Genomic DNA, 14,656 nt, shown 5'->3' on the forward strand with positions numbered 1-14,656 from the left:
GATATTATTAATGTCAGCCTAAAATACATACTTTTTGCTTTAGTACTTTATCGAGAAACTTTCCATATATTTGCACCCATGTTTATCTAATTATTTTTGCTCATTTCTTCCCTTACTCTATTTAAAATCTCATTTGATTTTATAAGTTCATAGGCCTTCCTTATATCTTCTGTTAGGTTTCTGTCCTTATCATAAAATGGAATAACTTCTCTGATTGTTGCATATGCAACTTTCGTTCCTCTTCCTTGGTGAATATCATTTCTTAAATCAACTGCTTGTACTGCATGAAGCAGTTCTATACCTAATATATATCTTAAGTTATCAACAATTTTTCTTGTCTTTTGTACCACATATGGTGAGTTATTAGCATGATCTTCTATATCCCCTGCAACAGAAAAGAAGTCACTAGTTGATGGATTTGATAAATGTCTTATTTCAGCATCTAGTGATGTAAATGCCTTTTGTATAGTTCCATAGCATATTACATTATCTGCCGGAGATAAAAATCTTGGAAGCTTTGTAAAATCAGGAGTACTTAATTTAATAGTTCTATAACAGCTAACTTTTGATAAGTGGCTTAACGCAATTCCTAGCATTTCAAAGCCAAGTACCCAAGTAGTTGGTTCAAAATTTGAACAAGATATCATTCTTCTTTCATCCAATATTACACATGGGTTATCGTCGGATGAATTCATTTGTATTGTTAAATATTTTGTTACGTATTCAAGTGCATCTCTTACAGATCCATGCACATGCGCGGAGCCTCTAAAACTTAGCGGATCTTGTACTGGCTTTTTCCAGTCTGGTTCCCAAATATAGCTACCCTCAAGATATTTTGTTATTTTTTCTGCGCTATATCTTTGTCCTGGGAATGGCCTAGCTTCATGGGTTTTAGAATCAAGCGGTGAAGTATTTCCATTAAGGCCTTCAAGGGATAAGGCATATATTATATCTGCAATATCCAATAAATCCTCTACATCTTTTACTACTAATGCACCTTCTCCTGCTGCTAGGGCATTTGAACTTACAATTGCAAGTCCATCTTTAGGCCCTAATGTTACAGGGTTTAACCCTGCCTTTTCTAGTGCTTCCTTTGCTGGCATTTTAACTCCATTATAGTAGGCATCTCCTTCTCCAAGCATTGTAAGTCCTATATGAGACAAACATGCTATGTCTGCTTCTCCTACAGATCCTCTTTCTGGCATAACTGGTGTTACATTTCCATTTAGCATTTCTCCATACATGAAGGCCACTTCTGGCTGAATTCCCGTACAACCACAAAGCAAAGTATTAAGCCTTGTAAGCATTATTGCTCTAACTTCTTCTATGCTTGCTTCAGGCTCTACCGCTACACAATGAGCACGTATTAAATTTGTGTTGTACTCTTGAAAAAACTCCTTGAACACCCTTTTATCCTTGTTCCAACCTACCCCTGTATTGAATCCATATACAGGAACATTGCTGTCTGCTAGTTCAAATACAAGTTTTCTTGATTCAATCAACTTACTTTTTCCTTCTTCACTTATTTCTACTTTATATCCTTCTCTTGCAACTTTACTAATATCATCTATAGTTAAATCTTTACCATTTACTACTATTGTGTTTTCCTTCATAGTTTAAACTCTCCCTTCAATCTTTTACTACGGCCTAGGTTTCATCACATCTTTTACAATATGAATTATTAGTTAAAAGTCGGCCTTAGCCGACTTTTAACTAATTATTTATTATTATCTATTTCTACCTACTACAATGTTTCTCCATTAGATTTTGATCCTAATACAATTTCCTCTACTTGAGCAGTCTCAGGGTGATAAACCACATCGTATTTTTCTCCCTTAACTATTATTTTAACCGTACAATAAGCCATAATTAACATAAAGAATAGTATTGGGAATCCTGCAACTGTTGATATTTGCTTTGTCGCATCTATACCTGATATCTTTCCACCGCCTGTACATAAGATGTTTATTATAGCCATAGAAGCCATTACAATTCCCCAGTATATTTTAAGCACCCCTGGTGCTTCTTGATTTTCATCATTATATGCAGTACTTGTAAGAGATGCAACTGTTGAAGTCATAGAGTCACAAAGCGTTACTATCGAAATAAATATAGTTATTACAAAAATCCAAGAAATAACCTTAGAAAGTGGATAATGGCTCAAGAATGCAAATACTGAGGCTTCTAGTCCACCCTTTTGTATAGCTTCCCATAACCCGCCACCAGTTAACTGAACATTTATCGCAGCACCTCCAAACACAGCAAACCAAACTATACCAAACACTGCAGGGCATATGAGATTTACAATTATAAATTCTCTTATGGTTCTTCCTTTGCATAATGAAGCAAAGAACATACCTTCCATTGGGGCGTATGCAAGCCATATTGCCCAATAGTATATAGGCCACCATCTTGGCCATTCTGAACCCTCGATAGGACTTAAGTAATGAGTTCTTGTAAAATAATTTTGTATAAAATCTCCTACGCCCTGTGTACCCATTTTTAATATAAATGTAGTTGGTCCAACAACTAATATAAATATCATTAAAAACAGATATATTTTTGAGTTTTTATCTGATAACCATCTTATACCTTTTGTAAGCCCTGTCCAACTACAGAATATATATGCAACTACTAAAAGTGCTAATAATATAACCCAGAGGGTTTTCCCTGTTTGTATACCTGTAAGCACGTTAAGTCCGCTGCCCATTTGCATAGCTCCAACTCCAAGTACTGCAGCTACAGCACCTACCATTGCAAACATACAAATATTATCTACTACTGCACCTATAGTTCCATAAACCTTTTTCCCAAATATAGGATAAAGCAATGAACTTATTTGATATGGAAGTTTCATGTTGTGTACACAAAATGCTATACCTAAACCTGCTATAGCATACATAGCATATGGAATAAACGTCCAGTGAATAAATGATGTAGTCATAGCAAAATTTGCAGCAGCTTCACTTCCCGGCTTTAATCCTAATTCCTTTGGAGGATTCATAAAGTGAGTTATTGGTTCTGCAATTCCCCAAAAGCATATTCCAGTAGCTATACCTGCACAAAGTGTTATTGCAAACCAATCCCAATACTTAAGTGTAGGTTTTGCATCAGGTCCTCCAAATTTTATATCACCATATTTAGAAAACATAAAGAAAATACAAATAAATAAAAATAAGTTACCTGATATTTGGAATAACCATCCAAAATCTTCAAAAGCAAACTGAACTATTTTATTTTGTGCATTATAAAATTGCTCTGGTGCTACCACCCCTGTAATAATTGCAATTAAAAGTATTACGCTCATTGGTATAAATATAGACCATCTAATATGAGCCTTGACCTTTGATTTTTCCATGCCCTTTTCCCCCTTACATTATTTATTGTTTTAATCTTCTAAAGATTTAAAATTTCATTTATAGTTTATCAAGCCTTAGTCAAAAAAAAGTCAAAACGTTACTATAAAAATGAGCCTTTAATAAAAATTAAAGGCTCATTTTAAAATATTTATTCTTTGTTTTATGCCTTCCAATATGTCATATTCTTGTGGATTCTTTAGTAATTTATAATATGCCTCAGCTTTAGTAAAAGCTTTTAAGGCTTCTATATTATCTTTTGACTTTGATAAAATTAATGCAAGTATTCCATAAGCTGAAGCCTTCTCCCATATTACATCCATTTTTTCATACATACTTAGGGCCTTTTCTATATATATCTGTGGCATATCACTTATATTAAGTTCACAGGCTGAATAAGCCGCATGTGTATAAAATATAGGCAGCCCTTGCTTTATATGGTTTCCTTCACACATAGTTATTGCCTTCTCATAATTTTTTAAGGCTTCTTCAAATTTATTCTCTCTTTTTTTAACTTCGCCTAAAAAGTCATAAGCTGCTGCTATATTTAGTATATATTTATTTCTATCTCTTAATTCATTAAATTTATCTATAGACTTTTTTAGAATTAATTCGGCTTCTTCATACTTATTTTCCATTATATTTTGAAATCCTGTAAGTCTATATAAAATAGGTATTTCTTCTTTTAAATTGTTTTCCACTGCAATATCTAATGCCCTTTTTAAATACTTGTCCATTTTAACTGAATCATATATATTCATTGAATAATATATTAGTTGTTTGTATGCATTGAGTATATGTACTATATCAACCTCTGAAGAACCTTCATTTATTATCCCTTCCATTATCTTTACACCTTCAATATAGTTTCCGCTTCTTATATAGTCTCTACCAATCATATACTCTAAAGTGATTTTAAGTTCCTTTAGTTCCTTTGCGTTCTTAGGTGTTTCCTCTATCTGATAAAGTATATTATTGAACTTTTTAAATTTATCCAAAGCTTCTGCATCCGTTAAAAAACCTAAAGCTGTATTTTGCAATTCTTCATTTACTACAGGAAATATTTCATGATAACTTTGAAGATACATATTTAGTTCCTTTATCATATATTTTAAAGATTTAAGCTTGTTTCCACTTCTTTCAAAATGGTATATAAGTTTAGAATTGAATACATTATCCATTATACTATGTTTTAAACTCTCTTCAATTAATTGTCCTATTTTTTCATGTAATAATCTCTTTTCTAATAATCCTGCTTTAGAATACACAAATTCTCTCATCTTTTGATGTGTAAATTGAATATTTATATTTTCATTTTCAAAGCTTTCTTTTATAATGCACTTATTTTTCAGTTCACCTAATATATCTATAAGCTCAAAATCATCATAATTACATAACATTTTTAAGTTTTGAAAATTTACCTTATCAAAAAATACAGATATTATATTTAGAGTTTTTCTCTCATCTCTATTTAATCTATATAATCTAGTTTGAAGTATATTTTCCATTTTAGGCGAAATCAAGTTAAAGTCTTTGCTCTCCTTTATATTGTTTAGCACTTCCGTTATAAAAAATATATTTCCTTCTGTTTCTTCATATATAGCTTCCATTTTTTCATTATTCAAATTAAAGTTTGGTATACATTTTGATATGAATTCAACGGTTTGTTCCTTATTTAACCTATGCAGCTGAATTTCACTTATGAGGTTTTTAACTTGAAGCTGATTTAAGAAATTTATTATTTTATCATTATATTCTTCTCTCGATACCAATATAGGTAAAATATTTTTATTTTTATTTTGTAATATTAAGTTTTTAAGCATAGTTATACTTAGTTTATCTATCCATTGTATATCATCAAAGAATAATATTAGCTTTTTATTTTTAGTACACTCATTTAATATTTTTATCGCGGCTTCTTCTGCTGCTTGATATTTTATCATATCCATACTTTTATAAATATTTGCGCGGCTGCCCTTATTAAACTGAAATGTTGGAAAGATACAGCTTATTATTTCTATAAGTTCTTGTGCTATTCTTACATTTTCAGAGTTTATTATGTCGGAAATTTGATTAAACACATTATTCCATGGTTTTAAAAGGTATTCCTCCTCTGCCTGATAACATACAGCGCTTATAATATTTATGTTTTTAGTATTTATTGTACTTAAAAACTTACACACCAAACTGCTTTTACCTATACCAGCTTCTCCAATTACAATAGGTGCTTTTACAGGCTTATTTAATGTAAAATCATTATAATTATTCTTAAGTAAATTTAATTCTTTATTTCTTCCATAGAAAAAACTAAATTCATCGCATTCTTCACAAACCTTTTCAGAATTTTTTATATGGATTATTTCCTTGTATAAATTTATGGTTTTTTCATCCGGGGAAACTTCTAATTCCTTTTTTAATAAATCCAACAGTTTATTATATATATAAATTGCTTTATCATATTTTCCTTCTTCTTTATATGAATACATAATTGTTCTATATGCCTTTTCATTGTACTCATCTACTAATATAAGAGCCTTGCAATATTTCCTTAATTTTGTTATATTCTTGCTGCTTTCATATTGCTCAATTATATCTTGAAGTTTATGAATATATAAATCTTTGTAATACTCCCTAAGCTCTAGTACCCATTCCTCAAAATGCTCTTCATATTTCAAATAAAATCCTTCTAAAAAGTCTCCTTTATAAACATCTATACTTTCTTCAAAATTTGATGATAAAAATCTTTCTATATCCACTTCTACATTTATTTCTGGATTTAACATAATAATAGATCTTTTTGGTGAAACAAGAACTTCTTCATTAAATATCTTCTTTATCGAATAAACAGCATTTCTTAAATTTTTCTTAGCTACCGCTTCTTCCAAATCACCCCATAAAAGATTTACAATTGTATCTCTAGAGGCTTGTTTATAAAGAGCCATATAAAAAATTAATGCTTCAGCCTTTTTAAATGGAAAACTTACCTTTTTTCCATTCTTGAATATTTCAGGATATGCAAAAAGATTCACTTTTATATTTGTCATTTTATCACCTTTATCTTAATATTGTAAAAATTGACTATAATCTAATAATACCATTAATTTCAAGAAAAATTAATACTCTTTTAATAATCTTTCTATAATATTAAAATTTTGTAGCTATTCAACTATTAAAGCAATTTAAAATTACTGTTATCATTAGTTTATAAAAGAAGTTCTTCAATTTATCATTATTTTTTGTATCATAAAATCTGTCTTACAAAAACTAATGATAAAGGTGTTGGCACGTCGCAATCGAAGGCAAGATTATTGAGATTTACAACCAAGGTATATCTCAAGCTATAAGTGTTATTAAGGAACTATCAAATGAAGCTAAAACACTAAATTCTCAAGTAGAAACACTCTCTAAAGAAAATAAAGCTCTTAATGAGCGTGTACACTCGTTGGAAAGTCAAGTCAATAAAAATAGTAATAGTAACAGTAAATCTCCATCATTAGATGATTTTTAAAAAAGCTAAAAGTTTAAGAATAAAATCGGGTAAAAGACCTGGCGGTCAAGAAGGTCTTGAAGAAACAGTATTATACCTAAATGATATTCCTAATGAAATTAAAATTTACAGCATTGAGCAATGTACTGAATGTGGAGCATCACTAAAGGACGTAGCGCTAAAATATATATTTTTCGTCAAATTATAGATATACCACATATAAAAGTTAAAATTGTAAATCATAAAGCAGAAATTAAAATATGTCCTCATTATAAAAGTAAAAATACATCTAATTAATACAGTTCAATATGAAGAACGAATAAAAGCGACAGCTGCTTATTTGACTCAATATAAGCTAGTTCCATATAAACAAGAAACTGAACTGATTGAGGATCTATTCAATCATCATTTAAGTCAAATTAGTATGGTAACTTTTAATCACGTTGTTATGAAAATTTGGAAACAATAACAAATAAAATTAGAAATAGTGTTACTTCATTTACGTGCGCTATTCGTTTTGATGAAACAGGTATATATGTAAACAAAAGCATCAGTGGCTTCATGTTGCATCTAATGAAACTCTTACCCACTATGAATGCCGTGAAAAACATGGTAACAAGGCTATTGAAGATATTACAATACTTCCAAGCCTGACAGGGACGGCAGTCCATGATGTGTTTAAGGCTTACCATAAATAAACTAAATGTAGTCATGCTCTATGCAATGCTCATATATTAAGAGAACTTAATGACATAACTGAATTACGGGATCAAAACTGGTCAAAGCCAATGAAAAGTCTATTGACAGAGATAAAAAAGAAATAGATTTAACTAGTTACAAATATAATGCTTTAACTTTAGATATAAAGTATAATGAAATGCTTAAAGCTGGATTCGATGAAGACTATGCTAAAAATATCAAATTATATTCTAAAAAGAAGATAAAGAAAAGTGTAAGTCTTAATTTACTCAATATATTAATTGACTATAAAGAACAAACTCTTGCTTTCATGTATGATTTTAATATACCTTTTGATAATAACTGACAGAACGTGATTTGCATATGACTAAAGTTAAACAAAAGATTTCAGGAACCTTTAGAAGTTCTGATGAAGCAAATGCTTTTATTAGTATTCATGGATATATATCTACTGTGAGAAAACAAGAAAAAAATACTTTAGAGTGTATAAAGCCAGTACTTACAGTAATGCCCCTTGATATAATCTTAACATAAAAGCTACGCTTAAAGAGGTATCCCCCCTCCTTTTGGCGTGAATAAATTTTATATTAACACCTTACTGTCAGATGCATAAGAATTTGAAGGTAAGGTGTTTTTATATATTTTTTATGGTAACTGAATAATTATGCAAATTATCTTAATAACCTTTATAGACTAATTTAAGCAAAAATATCATGTAAATAATTGCGGTATGAAAGGGACAGAAATGAACATGAAAAGAATTTTTATATGTATAGATTCCGTTCATGCTCATTTTTTACGTTTCATGCCCATTTTTTTACGTTTCATGCCATTAGGGTTGTATTTATTTTTTTATTATATAAAATAGATATTGTAAAGTTAACTTAATCTTGAATTCAAGTAAATAATTTTCACAAGTACTAATACTTGTAAAAATTAAACATTACAACTTTAGAAAAGGAGGTAGTAAAATGAAATCATTAAATAAGAAAATTGTAAGATCAAATAAAGAAGTTGTTACTTCTACTAGTGCATGTGTATATTGTATGAAATAAAAAAGTTATTACTTCTACTAAGTGCATGTATATATTGTATGAAATAAAGAAGAGGATTAAATCCTCTTCTTTATTTCATACAAAACAAGATAAGTTTATAGGAGGAGTTTTTTAATATGTATTTAGCTGATGAAATTGATGTTATACCTTTAAATGAACAAGAGGATTTATTATTAAATTATTTAAGTGGAGCAGCAGATATTATTGACAAAAACATAGTTAAACAATTATTAGATAAAAAATTTGATGATGTATCTCAGGAAATAACTGAACAGTTAAAAGATAGAAAGTATATATTTGATAACAAAGAATCTAAAATATTATTTGAAAAAAGTTTAAAAGATAAGTTGGAGTTTTTAGAGCGCCGACAAGTCCCAAACTTCTTAATTATACCTACATATAATTGTAATTTAAGATGCATTTATTGTTATGAGCAAAAGTATAAGATTGGGAAAGAAAATCTATATGAAGATAAATATGAGTGGGTTGATAAATTATTTGAAAGCATTAACATATTGATAGAAAATTTCAAGTTGGAAAATAAAATTAAAGTTGATAATAATGAAATTTATATTACTTTAATGGGCGGTGAGCCCTTATTGTATAAAAATATAGAACTAATAACTTATATAATAAATAAAATAAAAAATTATAATTATAAATATAATGTAATTACTAATGGATTTGAATTAGATAAATATTTAGATCTATTAAGTTCCACTAATGTGGATTGTATTCAGGTAACAGTAGATGGGCCAAAAGAAATACATGATTTAAGAAGAATTGATAAAAATGGTCAGGGGAGTTATGAAAAAACAATATCAAATATAAAAAAAGCTTTAGATAGAAACATTAAAACATATTTAAGAGTAAATATAGATGAGTCTAATTTAGATTATTTACCTAATCTTGCACAAGAGATAATGGAATATATAGGAATAAGCAAATATTTCATACCTTATATATACTTATTACAAGATGGAGGCTGTAGTGGAGACAAAAATATTATAGATGAGGTATCATGTATAAAAAAACTGATAGGTATAGAAAAAGAATATCCTATTGTAAAAATCTTTAATAAAAGATTTCATGCACAATCAATGATAGATAATATTTTAAATGGTAAAGAAAATGAATTTAAATTGCGAAATTGTTCAGCATGCAAGGAGCAGTATATACTTGATTATAAAGGTTATATATATAAATGTTGGTTTGGAATAGGAAATAAAAATTTCAATATTGGAAGCTATATAAATGGATTAAAAATTAATACCAAGTTAGACTTAATGTGGAAAAACAGAAATATTAACACTTTAGAAAAATGTAAAGAATGTAAATATAAATTTATTTGTGGTGGAGGATGTGTTAGTCATATAATACAATCTGGAAATGAATTAAATAAAGAGAGATGTGTTGATTATAAAAGTATCTTTAAAGAATTATTAGTGAATGAATGTTGTCAATAGACAATGGAGGAAGGTATTATGAAAAAAAATAAATATACTGTAGGATTTAAAATAAAGAATAATAATATTTTATTTAATTCATTGTATGGAACGGTAGATATAATTGAAAATGAAAATTTATATAATAATATAATAGCTAATAAATTAAATTATATAGATAATGATTTACTACAAGAATTATTTTTAAGAAAATATATAACTAGAGAGGATGATATAAGTTTAGTAAAATCTCTTTATTTAAAAAGTAAAGATACCAATAAAAATAAAGGTAGATTTTATATTGTTTTTTCATATCTATGTAATTTTAAATGTCCATACTGTTTTGAAAAAGACATTAATGATGTTAATAGTATGGATATGTTAAAGTTAGAAAATGTACTTAGATGTATTAGAGAACTTATAGCTACATATAAACTTGAAGAATCTGAAATTAATTTGTATGGTGGTGAGCCTTTATTACTTATAAATAAAGATTTAATTAATAGAGTTTTTGAGTTTGCTAGATTAAATAATATCAAGATATCAGTAATAACAAATGGAAGTAATATAAAAAATTATATAAGTATATTAGAAGAATATAAAAAGATTATAAATGTTATAAGCATAACAATTGACGGTCCTAAAGAAAATAATGATTTAAGAAGAATATACAAAAATGGTACTGGATCATATGATAAAATTATAGAGTCAATACAATTACTAGGTGAACATAATATTAAAACATCAGTTAGAGTAAATATTGATAAATCTTATAAATTTTCATATTTAGAATTTATTCAAAAACTTTATAGTGATATAGGACATAGTATAGATGTAAATTTATTTAAAGTTGAGGATAATAGATGTTTAGGTAATATTGAAGAAATAATGTCAGATAAAGATATAGTATCAGAATTTAATTGTGAGGAGGTACAATATATTTTTGATAATTATAGTGTTAATAGTTGTGTAAAACATTATAATCAAATTAAAAATCTTATAGATAATGAAGAATTAATATTACCATTATTTAAATATTGTAAAGTTGGAAACTTATTCACATTTGATCCATCAGGAAGTATATTTATATGTCCTGAAGCGACTGGCGATAACAAATTTACTTTAGGGAAATATTATCCTGAAATAGAAATAGATAAATCAAAAATAGAAGAACTGCTAAACTTATCTATAACTAATGTTGATAAGTGTTCTAATTGCGATTTATCTCCAATATGTGGTATGGGATGTCCATATGAATCATTTAATTTTACTAATAATATAAAAAATCCTAGATGTAAGTATGATGATATTTATAAAGCTGTAGAAGAATATATTGAAACAAAGTATATTAAGTAGAGGTGCTATAATGCATAGTAAACGAAATATAAATTTATTACTTATTGTTCAGTTTGTATCAAGTTTCTACATGGTAAATGTAATTCAAACCCTGTATTTTCAAAATAAGGGTATAAAATTACACCAAATAGGAATAATTTTAGCTGTTTATCAAATAACAAAATCTATATTAGAGTTGCCAACTGGAATTATTGCAGATAAATATGGTAAAAAAATTAGTTCTTTAATAGGTTTTATATTATTTGAAGTATTTTTATTAATTTGTTATTTAAGCTCTAACTTACAATGGTTTGTAATAGCTGCATTTTTTCAAGGCATATCATATACGTTTCTTTCAGGAGCATTAGATGCATTATTTATTGATGTTATTATTGCTTCAGGAGAAAAGGATAATTTGGATAAATATAATTCAATTAACAGAACTCTTTTTTATATGGCAATAGGATTAAGTAGCTTAATTGGTGGAGGTATAGCTTTAAAAAGTTATAAATTGGTATATACAATAACTATATTAATTCAAGCACTACCAATTATATTATTAATATTTCTTAAAGAACCAATTATATATGAAAACAATATAATTGAACATAATAAAGAAAAAATACGAATAACAATAGTTAATAAGTATTTATACAATAATAGAGTTATTATATACTTTTTATTAATAGATATATTTATATCTATTTCAATGATGCCAATAGATTCATATTACTCTAATTATTTAAATCGATTAGGAATAAATGAAGCACTGATAGGAATAATAATTTGCATTCAGTATACGTTTAGTGCTTTTACTGGAATCTTAAGTAGAAAACTAGCATCTAAAATTAGTATAAGATTTATAATAGAGATCTTTCCATGCTTAATGATTTTAATTTTTATAGTTTTTTCATTAACGAAAAATAATTTTATAGCTATCAGTTCTTATTTAATAGGACTAGTAATATTTAGTTTATTTGCACCACAAAAATATAAGATATTACATAGTAAAATGAAATCAGATTATAGGGCTACAATTTTATCAATTCAAAGTTTAGTTATGGCTGCTATTTCATCAATTATACAACCTATATATGGATATATGTCTGAATTTATAGGGATGAGCAATAGTTTTTTATTTTTACTTGTAATATCAGTAGTTTTACTTAGTGCTAATAATATTATTTTTAAAAAGGATATATATAATCTTTTCAAAAGTAAAAATACTGTAAATGATGTAGTTAATCAACTTTGAAGGTATAGACATATATTTATATATTGATTATATAAATTGTTAAAGAAAATATATTTGAATAATATATAATTTAAAAAGTGACGTTGATAAATATAATTTGAGTCTGTCAATAAATTTGTGTAAACTTCTTTAAAAATTTTATATGTAGATATATATTTTATTTGTAGAGAGGATAAATGTTAGAGTTTATCCTCTTTTACTTTAGTAAATTATGGTGCATAAAATACTGTGTACAAGCTCGGTGAAAAAAGGGATTGAGCTCCCGTCAGCCGGTAGGCTGTACAATCTATATCATGCTTTCATCAAATCTATCTTCAAATGTATTGATAGCTGCGCTAATATTTGAGACCATCCTCTTAGATTTTGAGTCCATTTCTTAACTACGTCCTGAGTAGCTAAGTATAGCATCTTCAATAAGGAATCGTCCGAAGGAAATATACTTCTAGATTTAGTTAGCTTTCTTAGTTGTCTGTTAAAACTCTCCATAGCATTTGTTGTATAAATCATTCTTCTTATCTCTTCAGGATATTTAAAGAAGGTTGAGAGCTCTTCCCAGTTGTTTTCCCAAGAATTTATGGAGATTGAATATAAATGACTCCATTTACTCTTTATGTTATCCATAGCCATAAGGGCTAATTGCTCCGTTGAGGCTGTATATATTTCTTTAAGATCTCTACAAAATTCCTTTCTATGTTTGTAGGGTATATATTTTGTGCTATTTCTAATTTGGGGTATGATACAGCGTTGTATTTCTGTGTTAGGAAATACTGCTTTTATGGCATCCTTAAAGCCGGTTAGGCCATCTATAGCTGCAATATAACTATCATTCACACCTCTGTTCTTAAGTTCTGTTAAGACACTTAGCCAGTACTTTGCATTTTCATTTTCACCAACCCAAATACCTAATATATCTTTAATCCCAGACATAGATATGCCCATAATTATGTATGCTGCTTTATTTATAATTTTTCCCTCAGAGCGAACTTTATAGTGTATAGCATCAAGAAAAACTACAGGATATATTGAATCTAGGGGCCTGTTCTGCCACTCCTGAGCCAGTGGGCTAATTTTATCTGTTATTCGTGAGATAAGCGTATGCGAAGCTTCTATTCCGTATATTTCCTGAAGGTGATCACTGATATCTCTTGTGGTCATTCCTTTAGCATACATTCCTAGAATTTTATCTTCTATGCCTGAGACGTCAGTCTGGTGCTTCTTAACAGCCTTCGGCTCAAATTCTCCTTCTCTATCTCTTGGAATTGCAAGTTGAATTTCTCCTAAATCGGATAATACTTTTTTAGAAGAACTACCATTTCGGCTGTTGTTAGTGGTTTTATTTTTATAGTCATACTTTGTATATCCTAAATGTTCGTCAAGCTCCGCTTCAAGCATTTCTTGAAGCGTACTTGCAAAAACATCTTTTAGAGCATTCTGTATCTCTCTTGCTGTTGTTAAGTTATTCTCTCTAATAAACTCTCTTAATAATTCTTTTCTTAATAGCATAGTAGTTTGTGTACCCTCCTTGGATATATATTTTTAAATTATATCCACATTTGAGTTTACACAAACTATTTTACACTCTCATAAAAAGCAGTAGCAAACTTTCGCCACTGCTTTCTTATACTACTATTAAAGGTATAAAATCATCATATTCATCCATCATGTATTCATCGTATACCCTATTGCCCATAAATTTTAAAATTATATCTTCCCTTTTGTAACCTTCTTTATACAACTTTAACTGCTTAATTATCTTCTTAGCCTTACTTTTATTTAAGTGAAGTATTCCTTCAATTTCTTCTAAAATATAAAACTCCTTACAAAAAAGCTTATTGAGCTTTTCTTGAAGCTCTAGCTTATACTCAAGATCAATTTTAGAGTCCTTATGAGGACTATTTTTACCTCTATGATGCTCCGAACAAAGATACTTATAATTTACTTCACAATCCAATCCACCCTGGCATCGGTTGATTATGTGGTGTATTTCGGCCTTCTTGCCGCATACTTCACACTTAAGCAATAAG

At 28.2% G+C, this 14,656-nt stretch carries 10 protein-coding genes and 1 pseudogene; 6 read left to right on the forward strand and 5 right to left on the reverse strand.

Features of this window, described 5'->3' with window-relative positions; all coding sequences use genetic code 11:
• Positions 1-86: 86 nt before the first annotated feature.
• The 3 genes from JOC70_RS16485 to JOC70_RS16495 form a co-directional block, all read right to left on the reverse strand.
• Complete coding sequence (locus JOC70_RS16485; protein WP_204600000.1) at positions 87-1,613, reverse strand: HAL/PAL/TAL family ammonia-lyase; 1,527 nt, start codon at positions 1,611-1,613, stop codon at positions 87-89.
• Positions 1,614-1,744: 131 nt separating this feature from the next.
• Positions 1,745-3,358, reverse strand: coding sequence for a BCCT family transporter (locus tag JOC70_RS16490; RefSeq protein ID WP_204600001.1), 1,614 nt, complete (start codon positions 3,356-3,358; stop codon positions 1,745-1,747).
• A 135-nt stretch (positions 3,359-3,493) separates the two neighbouring features.
• Positions 3,494-6,400 (reverse strand): ATP-binding protein, encoded by a 2,907-nt coding sequence (locus JOC70_RS16495; RefSeq protein WP_204600002.1) that lies wholly within the window; start codon positions 6,398-6,400, stop codon positions 3,494-3,496.
• A 453-nt stretch (positions 6,401-6,853) separates the two neighbouring features.
• Here JOC70_RS16495 and JOC70_RS19255 point away from each other — a divergent pair, with 453 nt between their 5' ends.
• From JOC70_RS19255 to JOC70_RS16515, 6 genes are all read left to right on the forward strand, one after another.
• On the forward strand, positions 6,854-7,051 hold the full coding sequence (locus JOC70_RS19255; protein ID WP_243429170.1) for a hypothetical protein: 198 nt from the start codon (positions 6,854-6,856) through the stop codon (positions 7,049-7,051).
• Between the two features lie 544 nt (positions 7,052-7,595).
• On the forward strand, positions 7,596-7,667 hold the full coding sequence (locus JOC70_RS19635; protein ID WP_423880687.1) for a hypothetical protein: 72 nt from the start codon (positions 7,596-7,598) through the stop codon (positions 7,665-7,667).
• A 238-nt stretch (positions 7,668-7,905) separates the two neighbouring features.
• Positions 7,906-8,076, forward strand: coding sequence for a hypothetical protein (locus JOC70_RS19640; RefSeq protein WP_423880686.1), 171 nt, complete (start codon positions 7,906-7,908; stop codon positions 8,074-8,076).
• Positions 8,077-8,713: 637 nt separating this feature from the next.
• Complete coding sequence (locus JOC70_RS16505; protein ID WP_204600003.1) at positions 8,714-10,063, forward strand: radical SAM/SPASM domain-containing protein; 1,350 nt, start codon at positions 8,714-8,716, stop codon at positions 10,061-10,063.
• A gap of 18 nt (positions 10,064-10,081) precedes the next feature.
• Positions 10,082-11,398 (forward strand): radical SAM/SPASM domain-containing protein, encoded by a 1,317-nt coding sequence (locus tag JOC70_RS16510; RefSeq protein ID WP_204600004.1) that lies wholly within the window; start codon positions 10,082-10,084, stop codon positions 11,396-11,398.
• Between the two features lie 10 nt (positions 11,399-11,408).
• A complete protein-coding gene (locus tag JOC70_RS16515; RefSeq protein ID WP_204600005.1) occupies positions 11,409-12,632 on the forward strand; it encodes an MFS transporter in 1,224 nt (407 codons plus the stop codon).
• Between the two features lie 286 nt (positions 12,633-12,918).
• On the opposite strand, the pseudogene JOC70_RS16520 reads toward JOC70_RS16515, so the two are convergent.
• Positions 12,919-14,135: pseudogene (locus JOC70_RS16520) on the reverse strand (IS256 family transposase).
• Between the two features lie 115 nt (positions 14,136-14,250).
• Positions 14,251-14,652: an HNH endonuclease gene (locus JOC70_RS16525; RefSeq protein ID WP_204600007.1), complete on the reverse strand. Its 402-nt coding sequence runs from the start codon at positions 14,650-14,652 to the stop codon at positions 14,251-14,253.
• Between the last annotated feature and the right edge of the window lie 4 nt (positions 14,653-14,656).

Origin of the sequence: Clostridium pascui (assembly GCF_016908015.1) — a bacterium.
GTDB lineage: Bacteria > Bacillota > Clostridia > Clostridiales > Clostridiaceae > Clostridium_AK > Clostridium_AK pascui.

Coding starts and splice junctions, on each gene's coding strand:
- JOC70_RS16485 (WP_204600000.1), bottom strand. CDS start 1,613: ATGAAGGAAAACACAATAGTAGTAAATGGTAAAGATTTAACTATAGAT.
- JOC70_RS16490 (WP_204600001.1), bottom strand. CDS start 3,358: ATGGAAAAATCAAAGGTCAAGGCTCATATTAGATGGTCTATATTTATA.
- JOC70_RS16495 (WP_204600002.1), bottom strand. CDS start 6,400: ATGACAAATATAAAAGTGAATCTTTTTGCATATCCTGAAATATTCAAG.
- JOC70_RS19255 (WP_243429170.1), top strand. CDS start 6,854: ATGATTTTTAAAAAAGCTAAAAGTTTAAGAATAAAATCGGGTAAAAGA.
- JOC70_RS19640 (WP_423880686.1), top strand. CDS start 7,906: ATGACTAAAGTTAAACAAAAGATTTCAGGAACCTTTAGAAGTTCTGAT.
- JOC70_RS16505 (WP_204600003.1), top strand. CDS start 8,714: ATGTATTTAGCTGATGAAATTGATGTTATACCTTTAAATGAACAAGAG.
- JOC70_RS16510 (WP_204600004.1), top strand. CDS start 10,082: ATGAAAAAAAATAAATATACTGTAGGATTTAAAATAAAGAATAATAAT.
- JOC70_RS16515 (WP_204600005.1), top strand. CDS start 11,409: ATGCATAGTAAACGAAATATAAATTTATTACTTATTGTTCAGTTTGTA.